This is a genomic window from Streptomyces sp. Edi4 (assembly GCF_040253615.1).
Lineage (GTDB): Bacteria > Actinomycetota > Actinomycetes > Streptomycetales > Streptomycetaceae > Streptomyces.
In genome coordinates, this window is record NZ_JBEJGY010000004.1 from 2390141 (window position 1) to 2404299 (window position 14159).

The following is a 14159-nucleotide window of genomic DNA, read 5'->3' on the forward strand; positions in this document are numbered from 1 at the left end:
GCCACCAAGGAGCGGATTTCGCCGCGTCGGGTCAGCGGCGGGCGAACCGGTCGAGCGCGGCCTGGGCGGCGCCGCTCATCTCCGGGTGGCCCAGGCCGTGGCGCGCCTGCTCGATCACAAGCAGTTCGCAGCCGGGCCAGTTCGCCGCGAGCGCGCGGGCCGGGTCCGGCGGCGAGCTCACGTCCTGCTCCCCCGTGACGAGCACCCCGGGGATCGCGCCCAACTGGGCTGCCCCGTCCCTGAGTTGGTTCTCCCCGAGCCAGGCGGCGTGGCGCCAGTAGTGGGTGACGAGGCGGGCGATGGTCATGCGGACGCCCGGGTCGGCATAGCGCGAGTCCCCGAACTCGTCGGGGAGTTGGGCCCCCGGCGGCCGGACGTGGGTCTCCTCCCAGCGGCACCAGTCGTAGGCGGCCCGTTCGCGCACGGCCGGGTCGGGGTCGGCGAGCAGCCGGGCGTACGCGTCGACGACCCGCTCCCCCGCGCGGGGCCGTCCGGCGGCGCGGTAGGCCGCCCACGCCTCGGGGAAGTGCACCCCGACGCCCTCGGTGACCCATTCCACCTCGGCGCGGGTGGTGGTGGCGACCGAGACGAGGACGACCTCGCTGACCCGCTCCGGGTGCGCTTGGGTGTAGGCGAGGCCGAGCGTCGCGCCCCAGGAGCCGCCGAAGACAAGCCACTTGTCGATGGACAGCTGCTCGCGCAGCCGCTCCATGTCGGCGATCAAGTGGTGCGTGGTGTTGGCGGCGAGGCTGGTGGACGCGTCGCTGACCGATGGGGTGGAGCGGCCGCAGCCGCGCTGGTCGAACAGGACGACGCGGTAGCGGGCGGGGTCGAAGTAGCGCCGCCAGGACGGCGTGGCGCCGGAACCGGGTCCGCCGTGCACCACGACGGCGGGTTTGCCCTCGGGGTTTCCGCAGACCTCCCAGTAAACGAGGTCGCCGTCGCCGGTGTCGAGCATGCCGTGGTCGTAAGGGACCGTTTCGGGATGGGTCATGCGGGCCATCCTGGCAAGGACCGGCCGCGAGGGCAGCACGATTGTTACGCGGCCCGACCCGGGCCCCACGGCGAAGGACCGCGCCCGGCAAGGGGGCGCGGTCCTTCTGTCCTGCGGCGGCGCGGTCTCCCGCGCGTGCGCTGGTTACGCGACGGCGAGGTTCACCGTGATGTTGCCCCGGGTCGCCTTGGAGTACGGGCAGACCTGGTGGGCCTTCTCGATCAGGTCCTGGGCGGTGGCGCGGTCCACGTTCGGGATGGTCGCGGTGATCTCGACGTAGATGCCGAAGCCGTCGTCGTTCTTGCCGATGCCGACGTGCGCGGCGACGGTCGAGCCGGAGATGTCGGCCTTCTCGCTCCGCGCCACGACGCCGAGGGCGCCCTGGAAGCAGGCGCTGTAACCGGCGGCGAACAGCTGCTCGGGGTTGGTGCCCGCGCCGTTGCCGCCCATCTCCTTCGGCGGGTTGACCACGACGTCCAGCTGACCGTCGTCGGTGGAGACGCGGCCGTCACGGCCGTTCTCGGCGGTGGCGACGGCGGTGTAGAGGACCTCGGACTTCTGAATGGACATGCTGGGGTGCTCCTCCTGGGTACGCGGCCGCTCGCGCCTCACGGCCGCCGGGATGTGGAAAAACCTTATCGGATAGCGGAAACCGTGAGGCGGAGTGTGCGGTGGGTCACTCGCGGCCGCAGGGGTCCACTCGCGGCCCACTACCCCTCGGGCGCCGGGCGCACTCCCCGGGGGACACCGGGCTACTCGCCGAGCGTGACGACCATCTTTCCGGTGTTCTCGCCGCGCAGCATGCCGAGGAAGGCGTCCACGCCGTTCTCGATGCCCTCGACGAACGTCTCGTTGTACTTGAGCTCGCCCGACGCCAGCCAGCCGCCGACCTCGCCGACGAACTGCTCCTGCATGCCGTAGTGGTCGCCGACCAGGATGCCCTTGAGCTGGAGCCGCTTGCCGATGACCATGACCATGTTGGACGGGCCAGGGGTGGGCTCGGTGTCGTTGTAGCCCGCGATCGCGCCGCAGAGGGTGGCGCGGCCGTGCACGTTGAGCGTGGAGATGGCCGCTTCCAGGTGGTCACCGCCGACGTTGTCGAAGTACACGTCGATGCCGTCCGGGGCGGCCGCGCGCAACTGCTCCAGGACCGGGCCCTTCTTGTAGTTGAAGGCGGCGTCGAAGCCGAGCTCGTCCACGAGCCACTTGACCTTCTCGTCGGAGCCGGCCGAGCCGATGACGCGGGAGGCGCCCTTGAGGCGGGCGATCTGGCCGACCTGGCTGCCGACCGCGCCGGCCGCGCCGGAGACGAACACGGCGTCGCCCTCCTTGAAGGAGGCGACGTCCAGGAGGCCCGCGTACGCGGTGAGGCCCGGCATGCCGAGCACGCCGAGGTAGGCGGAGAGCGGGGCGATCCCGGCGTCCACCTTCACGGCGTGCTTGGCCTCCACGTCGGCGTACTCGCGCCAGCCGAGCCCGTGCAGGACGTGGTCGCCGACCGCGAAGCGCTCGTCGCCCGAGGCGATGACCTCACCGACCGCGCCGCCGTCCATCGGCTGCTCCAGCTGGAAGGGCGGGATGTAGGACTTGGTGTCGTTCATCCGCCCGCGCATGTACGGGTCGACGGACATGAAGAGGTTGCGGACCAGGACGTGGCCGGGCGCCGGCTCGGAGACGGGGGTCTCGCGCAGCGCGAAGTCGGACGCCACGGGCCAGCCGTTCGGGCGGGCGACGAGGTGCCATGCGCGGCTGGTGGCGGGGAGTGCGGGCGAGGTGGCCATGGGGTGCGTCCTCCTGCGAAGCAAATATTGATCGGTCTGCTCGGTCTGCCTGTTCGGGCTGCTCGTCCTGCTCGGCACATCGGGCACACATCAGTACGCCCGAGCCGGGCACGCGGGGCACATGGCGCGGTGGCGCCGGGGCCCGAATACTTCAGACACTGAAAGAACCATGCGCCCACATATTTGAGGTTGTCAAGTATATCGGTACGCTGGTGGGCATGGCCCCCCGAATGGATCCCCTGAGCCTCGAAGTCGTCGAGCTGATCGGCACGGTCGTCGGCCGCTACTACGAGGAGTACGAGCGGGCCGCCGCCGAGCACTCCCTCACGGGCGCGCAGGCCCGGGTGCTCGGTCTCCTCGCCTTGGAACCGATGCCGATGCGCCGGATCGCCCAGAAGCTGAAGTGCGAGCCGTCCAACATCACGGGCATCGTCGACCGGCTGGAGGCCCGGGGCCTGGTCGAGCGCCGTCCCGACCCGGCCGACCGCCGCGTCAAACTGGCCGCCCCCACCGCCGAGGGCCTGGCGACGGCGGCCCATCTGCGCGACTCCCTGAACTTCGCGCGGGAACCGCTCGCCGGACTCTCCGCCGAGGAGCGCACGGTACTGCGGGATCTGCTGCGGCGGATGCTCGGCGAGTAGCGGGCCCGGAAGCCGCCCGCCTCAGGCGCGCCGCACGAGCCGGATCAGGAGCACCACCGCCGGATCAGGCACAACGACCGCCGGATCAGGAGCACCACCACAGGAAGCGGTGGCAGGTCTTGGTCGGCGTGGGCGTGGGGGGCGGCGGCGGGGGCGGGGGCGTGGGCCCGGTCGAGGGCGGGGGATCCTGCGGCCCGGGTGAGTCGGAAACGCCCGGAGAGGCGGAGGACGTGGGCGCGGCCGGTCCGGACGACGGGGCGCCAGGACCGTGCGTGAGCGAGGCCGACGCCTTCGGCGACGGGCTCCCCCCGCGCGGTCCGTCACTACGCTCACCGCGCGGCGTCTGCCCGCCCGCCGTGCCCCGGCCGTGCCCCCGCGAGGACACCGGCTCGGCCGTGACCCGCGCGGGCACCGGCGCGACGCTACCCGACGGCAGCGGCTGGGGGTCGGAGATCGACTCGTCGTCGTGCACGGAAGAGGCCCGGTCACCCGTCGGCGGCTCAAGCGCCATCTGGACGAAGCCCACCGCGCCGGCCACCAGGACCAGGCCGGCCGCGCCGAAGAGGATCGCCTTTCCGCGTCTGGGCCGGGCGCGCCGGCCGGGGCGCGCGCGGCGTCGGTGGCCCGAGGGCGCGGCCGCCCCCGGGGTACGGGCCGGGGCGCCGGCGTACACCAGGAGCTCGTCGGGTTCGCTTTCGGGGTGTGGCCCCAGCTCCTGCGCGGGGGTTCCGCATCCGGCGCAGGCCAGGGCGCCGTTGAGGTGCCGTCGGCAGGAGTGGCAGTAATCCATGGCTCCGGGAGGCTATGCGGCGGCCGGGAGACAAAAGGGGCCGGAGTTGTGTGGATCTTGTGCGGAAGGGCCGTGCCCCGGGCGCGTCCGCGCGACGAATCACCATGGACCGGGGCGTTGTCAGTGGGGCGGGGCAGGATGGACGTCATGACGGAAACCGTGACGCGGCCACTGGGCCCGCTGGACTTCCAACTGGTGCTGCTGCGACGGATGGCCGACCACCAGCCGGGCCTGGTGGAGGATGCCCGCCGCGAGCTCGGCGCGTCGATCGCGGACATGCGCGAGGCCAACAAGCGCTGGCAGGCCATGCTCCGTTCGTCCCGCTCCCGTGGCGCGCTCGCCCGTTACCGCTCGGTGCTCGGCGCACCCGAGTCGGTCACGCGGCGCAGGATCGGCGATCTGGAGTGCGAGGCGCTGCTGTGGCCGGTCCCGCTGTGGCCCGGGCTGTGCTTCGAGGTGCTGGCGGGGCCCGGCGGGGCGGTGTGGAACGAGTGGCTGGTCCGGGCGCCGGGCATACCGGGCCCAGACCTGCGCTCGGAGGCGGACCTGCGGCCCTGGTCGTGCACGGTGGACGAGGCGGCGCGGGCCTTCGCGCCGGCCCGCCCGATGGAGGGCTCGGCGCCGACACGCCGGCAGCTTGCGCTCACGCTGCCCGGCGGCGAGGAGCGCGTCGCGGAGTTCACGTGGGGGTTGCTGCAACGGCTTCTGCCGTGAAAGGGCGTCCGGACCGCCGTCGCGGGTCCGGGCGCCGGCGTCACGGCAGGAGCCGCCCGGCCCGCTGAGCGTCAGGAGGCGGCTCCCCGAAGGGCGCAGCCCAGCGCGCGCCGGTCCCCGGGCCGTCCCATGATGCGAATTACGTGCCGGTCGCAGGAAGCGAACCACGTACCGCTCTCGGGAGGATCTGCCGTGACCGTCAGTCTTGAGCAGTTGCGCCGTTGCCATGTAGCCGTCGACCTCGGGGCCGCCAGGACCCGCGTCTACATCAAGGGCGCCGGGCTCGTCGTGGACGAGCCGAGTGTGGCCGCCGTCAACACCCGTACGGGCGCGCTGATCGCGGTCGGCGCCTTCGCCGAACAGATGACGGGCCGCACGCCCGACTACATCCGGGTGGCCCGCCCGGTCTCGGGCGGCACGGTCGTCGACATCGAGATGGCCCAGCGCATGCTGCGCCACCTGCTGGGCGAGAAGCTGCGCCGCCAGCTGCGCCGCAAGCCCCGGCTGCGCGCGGCCGCCTGCACGCCGCACGACAGCGACCCGCTGGCCCAGCGCGCGGCGATGGAGACGCTGGTGGGGCTCGGCGCCCGCAGGGTCGAGCTCGTCGACACCCTGATCGCGGCGGCCGTGGGGTGCGGGCTCCCGGTGGAGCAGCCCACCGCCACCATGATCATGGTGTGCGGGGCGGCCACGACACAGATCGCGGTGCTCTCCCTCGGCGCCATCGTGACGGCCGTCCGCATCCCGGTCGGCGGCGAGGCGATCGACCACGCGGTGATCCAACACCTGCGCCACCAGCACGAGTTGATGCTTCCGAGCCAGTCCGTACGCCCCTTGCAGCTGGCCCTGCGCGGCAATGGCCTCACCCCCCAGGGGCCCGCGCGCACCGAGATCCACGGGCGCGACGTGGCGACCGGCCTCGCCCGTTCGGTCCTGGTGGACACGGCCGCCGTGCGCGACGCGATCCACACCCCGCTCACCGCGGTCCTCGACGGCATCGGCAAGGTGCTCCGCGAGTGCCCGCCCGACCTGGTCGCCGACCTGGCCGAGCGGGGCATCATGATGGTCGGCGGCAGCGCGCTGCTCCCCGGCCTCGACCAGATGCTGCGCGACTCCACGGGGGTGCCGGTGCACATCGCGGAGCGGCCCGACGTGTGCGCGATCCAAGGCCTGGGCGCGATGCTGGAGGGCAAGATCCAGCCGATGGTCCTCAATCCGACGCCGGTGGCCGAGTGAGCGGCGCGGGGGCCGCGTCGAACGATGGTGGATCATCGAAGGATGACTGAAGCGGGGAGCCCGCCCGGCGCGGACGCCGGGGCCCGGGCGGTGGCCGCGCCCCGGTTGCCCCTGCTGCTTCAGGCCGTGCTCAGCGTCGGGACCGATCTCGAACTGCGCACCACGCTCCAGCACGTCGTGGACACCGCCGTCGAGCTGACCGACGCCCGGTACGGGGCGCTGGGGGTGGTCGACCCCGAACGCGGCCGGCTCACCGAGCTGTTCACCACCGGCCTCACCGACGCCGAACGTGAACGCGTCGGGCCGCTGCCGGACGGCCGCACCGGGTTGCCCGGCGCCCTCATCCACGACCCTCGGCCCCTGCGCCTGGACAACCTGAGCGAGGACCCCCGTTCGGTCGGCCTGCCTCCCGGCCACCCGCCGATGCGCTCGTTCCTCGGCGTACCGATCCGCGTGCACAACCAGGTGTTCGGCAACCTCTACCTCACCGAGAAGCGCGGCGGCTCCTTCACCGAGGACGACCTCGCGCTGCTGCGGGTCCTGGCCGCGCAGGCCGGGATCGCCGTCGGCAACGCCCGGCTGTATGAGACCGTGCGGCTGCGGGAACGCTGGATCGACGGCGCGGCCGCCGTCACCACGTCGCTGCTCACCGGCGACACCGCGGCGAACGCCCTGACGACGGTGGCCGAGCGGGCCCGGCTGCTCGCGGACGCGGCCGCCGGTGTCGTGCTCCAGCCCACCCCGGCGGGCGGCATGGAGATCGTCGCCGCGTCCGTCCCGGACACCGGAGCCGACGCCACGGACACCGAAGCCGACGCCACCGACATCATCGGCACGACGATCGAACCCGGCTCGCCGGTCCTGGTCCAACTCCTCGGCGGGGAGCCCGTGTTCATCGAGGACTCGGCGACCGACCCCCGAATGACCACCCGCGTACGCTCGCGGTTCGGGCCGAGCATGATGCTGCCTTTGCAGAGCGGCGGCAAGCTCATCGGCACGCTCGCGCTGCCCCGCAGGCGCGGAGCGCGCCCCTACACGGCGGTGGACCGGCTGCTCGCCTCGCAGTTCGCCTCGCAGGCGGCCCTCGCCCTCGTCCTGGCCGACGCCCAGCACAACCGCGAACAGCTCGCCGTGTACGAGGACCGCGACCGCATCGCCCGCGACCTGCACGACCTGGTCGTCCAGCGCCTGTTCGCCACCGAGATGATGCTGGAGTCCACCCGGCGCAGGGCGCAGAAGTCGGCGGCCGACGACACGGACGAGCTGCTGACCCGGGCCGTGGACGAGCTGGACTCCACCATCCAGGAGGTCCGCACCGCGATCTTCGCCCTCCAGCAGCCCCCGGCCGAGGCGCCGGCCACACCGCGCGGCCGCGTCCTGCGCGAGACCGCAGGGGCGGCCGCCCTGCTGGGCTTTCGCCCCTCGGTCCGCTTCGACGGGGCGGTCGACACCCTGGTCGGGGACGTGGTGGGCGGCCGGCTCGTCGCCGCGCTGCGCGGCGCGCTGGCCGCCGCGCATCGCAGGGCGGGGGTCTCCTCCGTACGGGTCGTCGTGGACGCGGACGCCGAGCTGCCCGACGGTCGCTCCGCCGTCCGGCTCACCGTCGTCGACAACGGCATGCGCGACGACGGCATCCGGGGCACGACCCTGACCTGGCAGGCCCCGCTGGAGTAGCCGACGTCCCACCGTCACGGGCGCGGCCCGCCCCGGCCCGCGCCCGGTCGCCGTGAGAGTGCTCACGCTCCGGCGGAACGCGGGGCCCGGTACGGCAGGATGCGGATCACGCGTCCGGACGGCGCCGCGCGGGGGTCCACGACCCGCTCCCCGGCACGGTCCGGCCGCCGCCCCGAGCGCGCCGACCGGCGCGACGCCGTCGATGCCGAGGAGTCCCGTACGTGTCCCCTCTCTTCCCCGCCCTGTACGCCGCCGAGCCGGGGGAGGCGGTCCGCTTCGGCGAGCGGTCGCTGACCCACGCCGAACTGGCCGCCGCCGCGGGCTCCTTGGCGACCCGGCTCGCGGGCGCCGGACGCGTCGCGCTCTGGGCGACACCGACCCCCCAGACCGTGGTCGGCGTGGTGGCGGCGCTCGTCGCGGGCGTGCCCGCGATCCCGCTGAACCCGAAGACGGGCGAGCGGGAACTGGCCCACATCGTCGGCGACAGCGAACCCACGGCGGTGCTTGCCGCACCGGGCGACCAACTCCCGGACGCGCTGGCCGCGTTGACCCGTATCGACGTACCGCTGACGGGAACGGCGCGGCGGCTGCCCGCCGAGCCGGGCGACGAGACGCCCGCCCTGATCGTCTACACCTCGGGCACCACCGGCCCCCCGAAGGGCGCGGTGCTGCCCCGCCGGGCGATCGCGGCGACGCTCGACGCGCTCCGCGACGCCTGGGCCTGGACGGCGGACGACGTCCTGGTGCACGGGCTTCCGCTGTTCCACGTCCACGGCCTGATCCTCGGCGTCCTGGGCCCGCTGCGCCGGGGCGGCTCGGTGCGCCACCTCGGCCGCTTCTCGGTGGACGGCGTGACCCGCGAACTCTCCACGGGCGCCACCATGCTGTTCGGGGTGCCCACGATGTACCACCGGATCGCCGAACTGGTCGACGAGGACCCGGAGTTGACGAGGGCCCTTGCGGGCGCGCGGCTTTTGGTGTCCGGCTCGGCGGCACTGACCGCGCCCGACCACCGGCGCATCACCCGCGCGACGGGCCGCGCTGTGATCGAGCGGTACGGCATGACCGAGACGCTGATGCTGTGCGCCGAGCGCGCGGACGGCGGGGCGCGCCCGGGCACGGTGGGCGCCCCGCTGCCCGGCGTCGCGCTTCGCCTGGCGGACGAGGCCGACGGCATCGGCGAGATCCAGGTGCGCGGCCCGAACCTGTTCAGCGGCTATCTGAACCGCCCGGACGCGACCGGCGCCGCGTTCACCGACGACGGCTGGTTCCGCACCGGCGACATGGCGAGCGTGGACGCGGACGGCCAGGTGCGGATCGTCGGCCGCAAGGCCACCGACCTCATCAAGAGCGGCGGCTACAAGATCGGCGCGGGCGAGATCGAGAACGTACTCCTGGACCACCCCGGTGTGCGCGAGGCTGCGGTGACGGGCGAGCCCGACGAGGACCTGGGCGAGCGCGTGGTGGCCTGGGTCGTGCCGACGGACCCCCAATCCCCGCCGGACGCAGCCGAGTTGAGCGACCACGTCGCCGCGCAGCTCGCCCCGCACAAGCGCCCGCGCGTGGTGCGCTACCTGTCCGAGCTGCCCCGCAACGACATGGGCAAGATCATGAAGCGGGCTCTGCATGTCTGAGCCGGCCGGGCGGATGACGGCGCGCGAGGCGATCGCGGCCGCTGCCTCCACGTTCGACGAACTGCCCGCGCCGCAGCGGGACTTCCCCGAGGACGGCCCCCTGGACTGGTCGGGTTACGGCGCCTCGCGGGCGCGCGCCAGGGAGCGCACCGGCGAGACGGAGTCGGTCGTGTGCGGCCTCGCCTCGGTGGAGGGGCGGCCGTGCGTGCTGCTCTCCTTCGAGTTCGGCTTCCTCGGTGGCTCTCTCGGCCAGTGCACGGGAGACCGGCTGGAACTCGCGTACGCCACGGCACGCGAGCGGCGGCTGCCTCTGGTCTCGCTGATCGCGACCGGCGGCAGCCGGATGCAGGAGGGCATGCTCGCGCTCACCCAACTCCAGCGCGTGGCCCGGCAGTCGGCGCTGCTCAAGGAGGCGGGGCTGGCGCAGATCTCGGTGCTGCGCGACCCCACGACGGGCGGCGGCTGGGCCACGCTCGGCGCGGGCGCCGATGTGGTGCTCGCCCTGCCGGGCGCCCAGATCGGCTTCGCGGGCTCCCGGGTGCGCCCGGTGGACGCGGACCCGGCGGCCTACTCGGCCCAGGGCCAGCTCGCGGCGGGCCAGATCGACGCGATCGTACGCAAGGAGGACCTGCGGGGCGTCCTCGCGGGCTGGCTGACCCTGCTGCGCGCCGACGGGTCCGAGCCGGCGCCGCTGCCGGCGCCCTTCGACGGCCCGGGTCTTCCGGCGGACGGCTGGGAGGCGGTGGGCCGGGCCCGCGCGGCGGGCCGGCCCCGCGCGGCGGCCTACCTCGACGCGTACTTCCCGCACCGCCAGGCCCTGGTGGGCGACCGGTGCGGGGGCGTGGACCCGGGCATGCTGTGCGGCTTCGGCCTGCACGGCGGACGGAGTTACGCCTACGCCGCGCAGACCGGCACCGCGACCCGCCCTGCGGGCTACCGCACCGCCGCCCGTCTCATCCGCCTCGCCGACCGCCTGGGCATCCCGGTCCTGACCCTGGTGGACACCCCGGGCGCGGCCAACGACGCGGCGGCGGAACGGGCCGGGCAGGGCGCGGCGATCGCGGAGGCGTTCGCCGCGGTGGCCTCGGCGCGCGTCCCGGTGACCACGCTGGTCATCGGCGAGGGCGGCTCGGGCGGCGCGCTGGCGCTGACCTCCCCCGACCGGACCTGGGTGACGGCGGACAGCTACTTCTCGGTGATCGCCCCGGAGCTGGCGGCGGCCATCTTGAAGCGCGACGCCTCACAGGTGCGCCACACGTCCTCCCAACTCCGGCTGCGCCCCCAGGACTTGGTGGAACTGGGGGTGGCGAGGGGGGTACTGGGCACGTAGCGGGGTCCCCCACCCGGGCCGCCCGCCCGGTGCGGCTCGCGTGGGGTCTCCCCCACCCTGGCCGCCCGCTCGGTGCGGCGCGCGCAGTTGCCCGCGTCCCTGAGCATCCGATCCTGGCCCGTGCGGGCATGGTCAGCCCGTCCGGCGCTTGAGGACAAGCGCCCTCCAGGCGCGAACGGGGTCTGGAGCAGCGCCCCAGGGACCCCGGCTGCGGACCGTGCCCGCTTCTCGCGCAGTTCCCCGCGCCCCTGCCGGGACCGGTGCCGGCCCGCATGGACATCCTGCCCGTCACGGCCTACCCAGCCCGTCCGGCGCTTGAGGACGAGCGCCCTTCAGGCGCGAACGGGGTCTGGGGCGGAGCCCCAGGGACCCCGGCTGCGGACCGTGCGTGGCTGAGCGCGCAGTTCCCCGCGCCCCTGAGCATCCGAACCTGAGCCGCACGGGCATGGTCAGCCCGTCCGGCGCTTGAGGACGAGCGCCCTTCAGGCGCGAACGGGGTCTGGGGCGGAGCCCCAGGGGGTGGGTCCTACGGGACGGGACGGCGCGCGTCGTAGCGGGCGAACCCCCGCCGCCACACCCCAAGCACCGCCACCGCGAGGACACACGCAAGTCCGCCACCGACCACCATCACCCCGGGCGAGGTCAGATCGGCGACCGTACCCGCGAGGAAGTCGCCGAGCCTCGGCCCGCCCGCGACGACCACGATGAACACGCCCTGGAGCCGGCCCCGCATCTCGTCCGGCGCCGCCACCTGCATCATCGTGTTGCGGAACACCATGGACACGGTGTCGCAGAACCCGGCGACGGCCAGCATGAGCAGGCCGAGCCACAGCTGCCGGGTCAGGCCGAACGCCGCGATGGCCCCGCCCCAGCCGCCCACCGAGATCAGCACCGCGAGCCCGTGCCGGTGGACGCGTCCCTGCCAGCCGGAGAACACCCCGCCGAGCAGCGCGCCGATCGCGGGCGCCGCCACGAGCAGCCCGGTGGTGCGCGCGTCACCGCCGTACCAGAGCACGGCGACGGCGGGGAACAGGGCGCGGGGGTGGGCCAGGATCATCGCGCAGAAGTCGCTGAAGAAGGTCATCCGCAGGTTGGGCCGGGTGGCGAGGAAGCGCAGCCCCTCAAGGACCGAGGGCCGCGCGCCGCCGCCGGCCCGCTCGGGCAGCATCGCGGGCAGCCGCCACATCGCGTACAGGGAGGCGGCGAAGGTGATCGCGTCGATGAGGTACGCCGTCTTGTACCCGGCGAAGCCGACGACGAGACCGCCCAGCATCGGCCCGACCAGCGTGCCGGTCGTCATGATCATGGAGTTGAGCGCGTTGGCGGCGGGCAGCTGCTCGGCCGACAGCAGCTTGGGGATCATCGCGGACCGGGCGGGGGCGTTGAGGGCCTGACAGATCGACTGGAGCGCGATGACGGCGTACAGGAACCAGACGTCGGCGAGCCCGGCGAAGGTGCCGGCGGCGAGCGCCGAGGAGAGCGCGGCGGAGCCGAGCGCGCTGTAGAGGCCGAGTTTGCGGCGGTCCACGGTGTCGGCGATCGCACCGCCGTACAGCCCGAACACGACCAGCGGTACGAGGGTGAAGATGCCGACCAGGCCGACGGAGAAGCTGGAGCCGGTGAGGTCGTAGACCTGGAGCGAGATGGCGAGCGCGGTCATGCCGCTGCCGACCCAGGAGACCATGTTGCCGAACCAGAGCCGGCGGTAGTCCGGTGATGTCCGCAGCGGGGTGAGGTCGGCGAACACGCGACCCCGGGTCGGTATGGATCCGGTCGCCGCCTCCGGCGCGGTCCCGCCGCCGGGGGTGGCGCCGGAGCCCGACTCGGTTCCGGCCATACCGCACGGTGGCGCGGGGCTCTGGGCGGGCTGCTCGGCTTGTTCGCTCACGCGGGATGCTAACCCCGGCCGGGAGCAGCGAGGTAGGGCCGACCTCACAGGGGGTGGGGGGCGGGGACGCCCCGGGTGGATGGTGGGGGTGGTGGGCGTGGTGGGCGTGGTGCGGGTGGGGGGTAGCGGGCGTGGTGCGGGTGGTGGGTGGTGTGGTGCACGGGAGGGAGCGGCGCGGGCCGACGGTCGGCCGGGGCGGATCCGCTCGGATTCCGTCCGGCGGCCGGGGCCGTTGGGGGCCCGTACCCCGGCTGGGTCAATGGCCTGGGTCTGCGGTGCGTGGGCGGGGCGCGGGCCCCGCGGAACCGGTCGGCGCCCCGGCCGCGCATCCATCGCCTCAGGTCGCGGGCGTGGCGATCGGAACCGGTTGCGGGGGGCACGTTCGCGCCACACGTGGACGCGCGCGCCGAAGTCCCCGGCCGCCGCTACGCTTCCCCCGATCAGTACACGTCGTCGCCGCCCCCGCCTTCATCAGGCGGGGGCGGCGACGCATCTCGCCGGAAGGCCCACCATGAACACCCTGATCTCCGCCGCCGCCCGCAGCGCAACCCCCGCCCCGGCCCCCGCCCGGCGCGTGCCCCTCACCGCACGGGCCGCGGCCCAGCACGCCGGCCACACGCCGGCCACCCTCGACCGCGTCACCACGATCGCCACGAATGTCCCCAGCGCCTCGGCGTTCCAGTCCGCCCTGTGAAGACCACGTAACCCACGCCCCCGCGAGGGCCCCCGCCGGCCGCACAGCCCGTGCGCACCACCGGGGGCCTTCGCCGTACCACCGGCACACCGGCATACGGGACCACGCCCGGCCGGGACCCGGCCACGACGACTGCCAACTCACTGCCCCGCAGGACGGCTTCGTCGCCGGGCGGCGCAACCCGGCGCAGACTCAAGGGCGGTGGCATCGCCGTGGAGATGGTCCGGCGGCGGGGCCGGGTGAAACACGGTGAGCCGAAGCTCACGGAAGCAACCCGCCAGCGGCTTCGAAGGATCCCGATGCGCAACTGGCTTGTCCCGCACGGACGATAGGAGCCTGATCACGCCGACCAGATCCGCAGGTGAAGCGGGGTGCTAGTCTCGCCTGCCGGTTCTGTGGACGGACGGAACAGCGACGGGGGTAAGAAGACGTGGAGCAAACCGACGATGCTCCGGGGGAGACCCCGGAGCAGTTGAAGAAGCGCGCCGGCGACCTGCGCGACTGCGCTCGCAGGGCCCGCGCGCTGGCCAAGCGGCTCGGCCCGCTGCTGGACGCCTCGGCAAAGAAGGCGTCGCAGCTGGATCCGGCGATCTGGCGCGGTCCGTTCGCCGCTCGGTCGACCGACGCGCTGGTGCGTCGCAGGAACTCCGTGAACCAGATGGCGTCCGCGCTCCTCCACGACGCGGGCCGCTGGGATGCCGAGGCCGACAGCCTGGACCTACAGGCGAAGACGGCGGGCGCCAAGCCGAAGGCGGGGGCGGGCCATTGAACGGCGACGCCACC

The 14159-nt window shown here is 74.0% G+C and carries 13 protein-coding genes; 8 read left to right on the top strand and 5 right to left on the bottom strand.

All coding sequences use genetic code 11. From position 1 onward, the window contains the following. Nucleotides 1-31: 31 nt before the first annotated feature. The 3 genes from pip to ABR738_RS12910 form a co-directional block, all read right to left on the bottom strand. Nucleotides 32-994, bottom strand: coding sequence for a prolyl aminopeptidase (pip, locus tag ABR738_RS12900; protein WP_502964077.1), 963 nt, complete (start codon nt 992-994; stop codon nt 32-34). A gap of 144 nt (nt 995-1138) precedes the next feature. Continuing rightward, on the bottom strand, nt 1139-1564 hold the full coding sequence (locus ABR738_RS12905) for an organic hydroperoxide resistance protein (protein ID WP_350230120.1): 426 nt from the start codon (nt 1562-1564) through the stop codon (nt 1139-1141). 182 nt (nt 1565-1746) lie between these two features. After that, on the bottom strand, nt 1747-2775 hold the full coding sequence (locus ABR738_RS12910) for an NADP-dependent oxidoreductase (protein ID WP_350230121.1): 1029 nt from the start codon (nt 2773-2775) through the stop codon (nt 1747-1749). A gap of 218 nt (nt 2776-2993) precedes the next feature. Here ABR738_RS12910 and ABR738_RS12915 point away from each other — a divergent pair, with 218 nt between their 5' ends. Beyond that, a complete protein-coding gene (locus tag ABR738_RS12915) occupies nt 2994-3416 on the top strand; it encodes a MarR family winged helix-turn-helix transcriptional regulator (RefSeq protein WP_350230122.1) in 423 nt (140 codons plus the stop codon). Nucleotides 3417-3501: 85 nt separating this feature from the next. Here the strand turns inward: ABR738_RS12915 and ABR738_RS12920 are convergent, their stop codons facing one another. Continuing rightward, complete coding sequence (locus tag ABR738_RS12920; protein ID WP_350230123.1) at nt 3502-4206, bottom strand: SCO2400 family protein; 705 nt, start codon at nt 4204-4206, stop codon at nt 3502-3504. Nucleotides 4207-4353: 147 nt separating this feature from the next. Between ABR738_RS12920 and ABR738_RS12925 the strand changes: the two genes are divergently transcribed. The 5 genes from ABR738_RS12925 to ABR738_RS12945 all read left to right on the top strand — a co-directional run bounded on the left by ABR738_RS12925 (nt 4354) and on the right by ABR738_RS12945 (nt 10794). Next, complete coding sequence (locus tag ABR738_RS12925) at nt 4354-4920, top strand: hypothetical protein (protein WP_350230124.1); 567 nt, start codon at nt 4354-4356, stop codon at nt 4918-4920. Nucleotides 4921-5112: 192 nt separating this feature from the next. After that, nucleotides 5113-6156 carry a rod shape-determining protein gene (locus ABR738_RS12930; protein ID WP_350230125.1) on the top strand — a complete coding sequence of 348 codons (1044 nt, stop codon included), beginning with the start codon at nt 5113-5115 and terminating at the stop codon, nt 6154-6156. A 42-nt stretch (nt 6157-6198) separates the two neighbouring features. Further along, nucleotides 6199-7830: a GAF domain-containing protein gene (locus ABR738_RS12935; protein WP_350230126.1), complete on the top strand. Its 1632-nt coding sequence runs from the start codon at nt 6199-6201 to the stop codon at nt 7828-7830. A gap of 221 nt (nt 7831-8051) precedes the next feature. Beyond that, entirely contained in the window at nt 8052-9464 is a 1413-nt protein-coding gene (locus ABR738_RS12940) for an acyl-CoA synthetase (protein WP_350230127.1), read from the top strand. Further along, on the top strand, nt 9457-10794 hold the full coding sequence (locus ABR738_RS12945) for a carboxyl transferase domain-containing protein (RefSeq protein WP_350230128.1): 1338 nt from the start codon (nt 9457-9459) through the stop codon (nt 10792-10794). Before ABR738_RS12940 ends, ABR738_RS12945 begins: the two co-directional genes overlap by 8 nt. A gap of 526 nt (nt 10795-11320) precedes the next feature. Here ABR738_RS12945 and ABR738_RS12950 read toward each other — a convergent pair. Further along, on the bottom strand, nt 11321-12631 hold the full coding sequence (locus ABR738_RS12950; RefSeq protein ID WP_350234545.1) for an MFS transporter: 1311 nt from the start codon (nt 12629-12631) through the stop codon (nt 11321-11323). 562 nt (nt 12632-13193) lie between these two features. On the opposite strand from ABR738_RS12950, the gene ABR738_RS12955 reads away from it, so the two are divergent. Together ABR738_RS12955 and ABR738_RS12960 are read left to right on the top strand one after the other, a co-directional pair. Beyond that, a complete protein-coding gene (locus tag ABR738_RS12955) occupies nt 13194-13376 on the top strand; it encodes a hypothetical protein (protein ID WP_350230129.1) in 183 nt (60 codons plus the stop codon). A 430-nt stretch (nt 13377-13806) separates the two neighbouring features. Beyond that, entirely contained in the window at nt 13807-14145 is a 339-nt protein-coding gene (locus ABR738_RS12960; protein WP_350230130.1) for a hypothetical protein, read from the top strand. Nucleotides 14146-14159: the final 14 nt, after the last annotated feature.

Bases quoted from the DNA above. Each gene is read 5' to 3' on its own strand.
- pip (WP_502964077.1), bottom strand. From the start codon at position 994: ATGACCCATCCCGAAACGGTCCCTTACGACCACGGCATGCTCGACACC.
- ABR738_RS12905 (WP_350230120.1), bottom strand. From the start codon at position 1,564: ATGTCCATTCAGAAGTCCGAGGTCCTCTACACCGCCGTCGCCACCGCC.
- ABR738_RS12910 (WP_350230121.1), bottom strand. From the start codon at position 2,775: ATGGCCACCTCGCCCGCACTCCCCGCCACCAGCCGCGCATGGCACCTC.
- ABR738_RS12915 (WP_350230122.1), top strand. From the start codon at position 2,994: ATGGCCCCCCGAATGGATCCCCTGAGCCTCGAAGTCGTCGAGCTGATC.
- ABR738_RS12920 (WP_350230123.1), bottom strand. From the start codon at position 4,206: ATGGATTACTGCCACTCCTGCCGACGGCACCTCAACGGCGCCCTGGCC.
- ABR738_RS12925 (WP_350230124.1), top strand. From the start codon at position 4,354: ATGACGGAAACCGTGACGCGGCCACTGGGCCCGCTGGACTTCCAACTG.
- ABR738_RS12935 (WP_350230126.1), top strand. From the start codon at position 6,199: ATGACTGAAGCGGGGAGCCCGCCCGGCGCGGACGCCGGGGCCCGGGCG.
- ABR738_RS12945 (WP_350230128.1), top strand. From the start codon at position 9,457: ATGTCTGAGCCGGCCGGGCGGATGACGGCGCGCGAGGCGATCGCGGCC.
- ABR738_RS12950 (WP_350234545.1), bottom strand. From the start codon at position 12,631: ATGGCCGGAACCGAGTCGGGCTCCGGCGCCACCCCCGGCGGCGGGACC.
- ABR738_RS12955 (WP_350230129.1), top strand. From the start codon at position 13,194: ATGAACACCCTGATCTCCGCCGCCGCCCGCAGCGCAACCCCCGCCCCG.